6 protein-coding genes are annotated in these 5,630 nt (G+C 62.4%); 4 read left to right on the forward strand and 2 right to left on the reverse strand.

Annotated features, from left to right (window positions below; all coding sequences use genetic code 11):
• The coding region (locus NW863_RS05580; protein WP_414365076.1) for an undecaprenyl-diphosphate phosphatase at positions 1 to 825 on the forward strand (825 nt) is incomplete at its 5' end.
• Here NW863_RS05580 and NW863_RS05585 read toward each other — a convergent pair.
• On the reverse strand, positions 785 to 2,770 hold the full coding sequence (locus tag NW863_RS05585; protein WP_414365077.1) for an NAD(P)H-hydrate dehydratase: 1,986 nt from the start codon (positions 2,768 to 2,770) through the stop codon (positions 785 to 787). The two genes, NW863_RS05580 and NW863_RS05585, sit on opposite strands and share 41 nt — an antisense overlap.
• Positions 2,771 to 2,919: 149 nt before the next feature.
• Here NW863_RS05585 and NW863_RS05590 point away from each other — a divergent pair, with 149 nt between their 5' ends.
• Together NW863_RS05590 and rpe are read left to right on the forward strand one after the other, a co-directional pair.
• Positions 2,920 to 3,141: a hypothetical protein gene (locus NW863_RS05590; RefSeq protein WP_414348852.1), complete on the forward strand. Its 222-nt coding sequence runs from the start codon at positions 2,920 to 2,922 to the stop codon at positions 3,139 to 3,141.
• A gap of 102 nt (positions 3,142 to 3,243) precedes the next feature.
• Positions 3,244 to 3,954, forward strand: coding sequence for a ribulose-phosphate 3-epimerase (rpe, locus tag NW863_RS05595; protein ID WP_414332712.1), 711 nt, complete (start codon positions 3,244 to 3,246; stop codon positions 3,952 to 3,954).
• A gap of 161 nt (positions 3,955 to 4,115) precedes the next feature.
• Here the strand turns inward: rpe and NW863_RS05600 are convergent, their stop codons facing one another.
• Positions 4,116 to 4,970, reverse strand: a complete 855-nt coding sequence (locus NW863_RS05600; protein WP_414332714.1) for a hypothetical protein — start codon at positions 4,968 to 4,970, stop codon at positions 4,116 to 4,118.
• 121 nt (positions 4,971 to 5,091) lie between these two features.
• On the opposite strand from NW863_RS05600, the gene miaA reads away from it, so the two are divergent.
• A partial coding sequence (gene miaA, locus NW863_RS05605) for a tRNA (adenosine(37)-N6)-dimethylallyltransferase MiaA (RefSeq protein ID WP_414365079.1) occupies positions 5,092 to 5,630 on the forward strand: 539 nt, incomplete at its 3' end.

Genomic DNA, 5,630 nt, shown 5'->3' on the forward strand with positions numbered 1-5,630 from the left:
GCCGACACCTGGTATCCCAACTGGTGGCAGGCCCTGCTCTTGGGCATGGTGCAGGGGATCACTGAATTTCTGCCCATCAGCAGCACGGCGCACCTGCGGGTGGTTCCGGCTTTGCTGGGCTGGCCAGATGCAGGCGCTTCCTTTGCGGCGGTAATCCAGTTGGGCAGCTTGGGGGCGGTGTTGATCTACTTTGCCTCTGATCTGCGCCAGGTGCTCCTTGGCTCCTGGAAGGCTTGGCAGGAGCGAGATTTCCAGCAGGAGTCTTGGCGGCTGCTCATAGGGATCCTGGTGGGGACGTTGCCGATTGTGGTTGCCGGATGGGCCGTCAAGGCCATCTGGGGATCCCCACCCCGCCAGTTGGGGGTAATTGCTGCTGCCGCCATTGGCTTGGCGCTGGCTTTGGGCTGGGCGGAACGGGTGGGGAAACGCCGGCGAGATCTGCACAGCCTGGGCATTGGGGATGGGCTCTGGGTGGGGCTGGCCCAGGCTTTGGCGTTGATTCCAGGGGTATCCCGCTCCGGTGTGACGCTGACGGCGGCTCTGTTGCTGGATTTGCAGCGCTCGGCTGCCGCCCGCTACTCCTTTTTGCTGGGGATCCCGGCCCTCTTTTTGGCGGGGGTGGCGGAGTTCATCTCCGAGTTTAAGGCAGAGGCGCTGCTGTCGCAGGGGTTGGGGACGCTCTCGGCCTTTGTTTTCTCCTACGGGTCCATCGATTGGCTCATTCGATTTTTGCAGCGCAGCAGCACCTGGCTGTTTATCGCCTACCGGATTGGGTTTGGCTTGTTCATTTTCCTGGGGCTGGCCCTGGGGTTCTTGCAACCTTAAGCCGACTTAGCGCCTTGGGCAGGTACTCCCCTAGGTGGGCCGGATCCACCCCTGTTAGACCCCGCTCCCCCGCCAGTTGGATAGCGGCTTGGGCATGCCACCACACTCCGGCACAGGCACAACTGAGCAGCTCCGCGATCCCCATCGACTGACCCAGTTGGGCCCTTCTGCGCGCCATCAGGCCGCCGATTAAGCCAGTTAGGACATCGCCGCTGCCACCGCGGGCCAAAGCCGGTGTGCTCTCCGGGTTGACCCAGCATTCTCCCGTAGGAGAGGCGATGACTGTCCGTGCTCCCTTTAAAACCACCACCGCTCCACTCTGGGCTGCCGCCTTTTGGGCTGCCTCCATGCGATCCGCAAGCGGGATCCCTGGAAAAAGCCGGCGAAACTCCCCCAGGTGGGGGGTGAGGATGGCTTGGATCCCGTTTTCTTGCAAGCGCTCCACCCCCATCTCCGCCAGGGCATTGAGGCCATCGGCGTCGATAACCCAAGGGATCCCGGCCCAATCCTGCAGCAAGCTCTCCAGCAGTCGCCGGCGGGCTTCTCCTAGGCCGGGCCCCACCGCCACTGCCTGGAAAGGTTTTTCACCCAGCGGCGGCAGAGCCGGGATCCCTTCCCAGGGGTGAACCAAGGCTTCCGGCAAAGTGCTGTGGATGAGCCCCTTCAATTCCGCCGGCACCGCCAGGGTTACCATGCCCACGCCACTGGCGCGGGATCCCAGCCCGGCCAACACTGCCGCCCCGGCATAGGCCGCCGACCCTGCGACCACTAGCAGGGATCCCTGGCGATATTTGTGGGTATCCAAAGGTGGGTCAGGGGGAAAATGGGGCCAAGGGTTCAGCAACAACTGGGGAGCCGCCTCTGCCGGGCAGACCCAAGGGGGGATGCCAAAATCAAGGCGATGCAGCCGTCCCACCCAGGGCAGAGCCGCCTCCTGCCACAGGCCCCGCTTCCAGAGGCCGAGGGCATAGGTGTGGCTGGCGCGGATGCAGCAGCCCCAGATCTCGCCTGTCTGGTCGTTGAGGCCAGAAGGCAAGTCCAGGCTGAGGATGGGAATGCTGCTGCCGTTGGCCCACTCCACCGCCCCCGCCCAGGGATCCCCCAGGGGCCGGTTTAGGCCAATGCCAAAGAGGGCGTCGATGAGCAAGTCGCAGTCGGCCAACGCCTCCACCCGCTCCACAAACTCCGCCCCTAGAGCCCTGAGGTAGCGGGCGTGGTCGGCGGTTAGGGGTTTGAGATCCGGCTTCCCCAGCCAAACCTTTACCCCCTTTTGGGCTAGCCGCAGCTCTCGCCCAACCACCAAGCCGTCGCCGCCATTGTGCCCCGTGCCGCAGAGGATGCCGATGCGCTGCGCCTGGGGAAAATCCTGCCGCAACCGGGCAAAAACGGCCAGCCCCACCTTCTCCATGAGGGCGGCCACGGGCATGCCGGCAGCGAAGATCTCCTCCTCGAGGCGCCGCATCTGCGCCGAGCTGACCAGGGCGGTGGCCGGGTCAAGGGAGTTGAGGACGCTGCGCTGCTGAGGCAAACAAGGCTCTGTCATGGCGGTCATGGCTGAGGGGGGGCTTATGGAGCTCAGCTCGATCACATTCCCGTCGGGATCCCGAACAAACACAGCCGCCCGCCCGGAAGCGCTGGGCTGCACCTCGTAGCCTGCCTGCAGCAAGCGGGCCTTCACCGCCTCCAGATCTTCCACTCCCAGCGCCACGTGGGGATGGCGCCCCCACTTCGCCTTGCTGCCACGACTGGCTTGCTGCCCTTGGTCAAGCGGCTCCTCAGTGACAATCAAATGAATCTGCGAAGACCCCACCTGGTACCAAGCGCCGGGAAAGTTAAAGGGAAACCGTTCTGCCTTGGGGATCCCGAGCACGGTTCCGTAGAAATGCTCAGCCCTGGCCAGATCGCTAACCCAAAGGGCGGTGTGCAGGTGCTGATAGGTGCTCATGACGTTGCTTGGGCGCAAGTTCCTGAAGCTGTCGAGAGAAAGTGTAAGGATTTTCTCCAAAAGACCTGTTCCGCCTGTGCGCTAAGGTGGAACTAGGGCAGCGGCGACGAGAATATCCTCTATCTTGCTTCTTGCCTAGGGGTTGGTCTATGGGATCCCGCACCAAGTTTTTCGGCACCGTCTTGGCCATGCTGGCCGTCAACAGCATCTACATGCAATTGCAGCAGCTTGCCCTGCGGCTGGAAGAAGAGGTAAACCCGGCTCCCTCAGAGCAGGCTGCTCCAGAGTCCCAGAGCAACGCTCAGCCGCCGGATCCCTGGGGTCATCTGGCCCAAGTTTTCCGGCATTGGGTCGAGGCCAGTCCCCTGTAACCCTAGTCTCCGAGCCAAGAGGCAGTTTGCAAAGGGGATCAAACCCCGTACCATAGAGGAGCAGGCTCCCCTTTCTTGCGGTTCACAGTTCGGATACTCACCATGACTCAGCCGTCAGCAGCCTCTGGGCAAAAGCCGATTGTTGTCGCCCCTTCGATTCTTTCGGCGGATTTTAGCCGCTTGGGGGAAGAAGTGCGGGCGGTGGACGAGGCGGGAGCCGACTGGATCCACGTGGACGTCATGGATGGCCGTTTTGTGCCTAATATTACCATCGGCCCGCTGGTGGTGGAAGCGCTGCGCCCGGTTACGGCCAAGCCTTTGGACGTCCACCTGATGATTGTGGAGCCGGAAAAGTATGTGGCCGACTTTGCCAAGGCGGGGGCCGACATCATCTCCGTTCATGCCGAGTCCAGCTCTACCATTCACCTGCACCGCACCCTCAGCCAAATCAAGGATCTGGGCAAACAGGCAGGTGTGGTGCTCAACCCCGCTAGCCCCCTGGAGCTGATCCAGTACGTGCTGGATTTGGTGGATCTGGTCTTGATCATGAGCGTCAACCCCGGCTTTGGCGGCCAGAGCTTCATTCCGGCGGTGGTGCCCAAGATTCGCCAACTGCGGGCCCTGTGCGACGAGCGCGGTCTGGATCCCTGGATTGAAGTAGATGGCGGCCTCAAGGCCAGCAACGCCTGGCAGGTCATCGAGGCGGGGGCCAACGCCATTGTGGCCGGCTCGGCAGTGTTCAAGGCCAAAGACTATGCGGAGGCTATTCGCGCTATCCGCAACAGCCGTCGCCCGGAGCTGGTAACGGTTTGATTTGAGCTTATCGATTGGGGAAACCCATGCTCTTGAGCCCCTCTTAGGCCAAGGCACAAAAGAGAGGGAAGAAGACCTAGCGCCCCTCATTCTTGGCCCATTGCGAATGGCCACAGCTCAGCGGCAGGGATCCCTTCTGGTGGAAGAACGGGCTCGAAATTCTAGCGCAGAGCGGCGGTCTTCTTCTGGGCAGCCGCAGGGGCTGCACCATCCTCTACGGCAGTCTGGCTGAGGCAATGCGGAGGGGCAGAGGTGGGAACGATTGGCTGAGGCGAGGTAGGGCTGAAAAAAACTTGGCAAAAGGGCAGGCGGCTGTTGCGCTGAATGTCAGCAAGGTAAGGAGAAGGGATGGTGCCCCAGTAGGCGCCCAGCACCTGCCGGTCGGGATCCTCCGGCAGCACCTGGTAGTGCAACATCAAGCGGTTATCGGGGAACCAAGCGCGAACAAGCCTTTGCAGTTGCCTCAAATTGAAGCCCGGCTCTTCCGGGTTATGAATCAGGTGCATCCCCGCCAAGCGTCCGCCGACAAAATAGGCTTGCACATAAAACCCGCGGGCGTAGAGGGGGGGCTCTGAGGGATCCCGCGATGAAGGGGCATCCGGCAGGTAGATGGCCTCACCGCCTGGGCGCAGTTGCCAGCGGCTCCAGCGGGGATCCTCGCGGTCGCTAGCAATGGTCTCCCAATTGTTGGCGCGGGCGTAGCTCAAGAAGCGCTCCTCCACCATGCCCAAATAGAGCATTTCCATTTGTAGGGGCAGTCGGGCCCGCGTTTGCAATAGGGGCAGAGTGCGCACTTCTCCTTGCTTGAGCACCAAAACTTCCGCCAAGGCAGGGCGCGGTTCCCACGCCAGCAGCGCCGCCAGGATACCGGCTCCGAGGGCTCTGCCAAGGCCGGCCAGCCCTCGCCGTGCCGAGGCCCGCAGCAACAAGAGAAGGAGTTTGACAGGGGGCAGCTCAAATCGAGGCTGCGCCCCGCCCAACACGGCAACGGAAGCAGAGACGTAAGATGAGATCACGGGGAAATTCGAAGAGCCGGGAAGACAATAGAGGCTATGGATGTCCTATTTTATCCACAGCGCTAGGGTTCTTTGAAAATTCTAATCTGCTGCCCTGGGTGAACTTTCTTGCCGACAGCGGATGGATCAAAACCGGTCTCCAAATGGGCGCGACTGCCGAGAACCTCCCTCCTCGACCGCAGGGCCGGGGCTCGTCGTCATTGCTGGCCCCACCGCCACCGGCAAGTCGCGCCAGGCGCTGCTGCTGGCCCAACGGCTGGGATCCCCGCTGTTAAACGCCGACTCTCGCCAGGTGTACCGGGAGTTCGACATCGGCACCGCCAAGCCCACTCCCGCCGAGCGGGCCCTTTGGCCCCATGAGTTGATTGACTTTGTGGATCCCCGCCACACCTACACCGTGGCCGAGTTCCAACGAGCGGCCCAAGCCCGCATTGCCGAGGCCCATCGGCAAGGACAGACTCCCATTCTGGTGGGAGGGACGGGGCTCTACATCCAATCCATTACTGCAGGGCTGGGGATCCCGGCAGTTTCGCCGCAGCCTCAGTTGCGCGCTCAATTGGAAACTTGGCCACCCGAGATCCGCTACGCCTGGCTGCAGCAGTTGGATCCCGTGGCCGCTCGGCAGATCCACTCTCATGATGAAGTGCGCACCCTGCGGGC

The organism is Synechococcus sp. B60.1 (assembly GCF_047462555.1).
Taxonomy (GTDB): domain Bacteria; phylum Cyanobacteriota; class Cyanobacteriia; order Thermostichales; family Thermostichaceae; genus Thermostichus.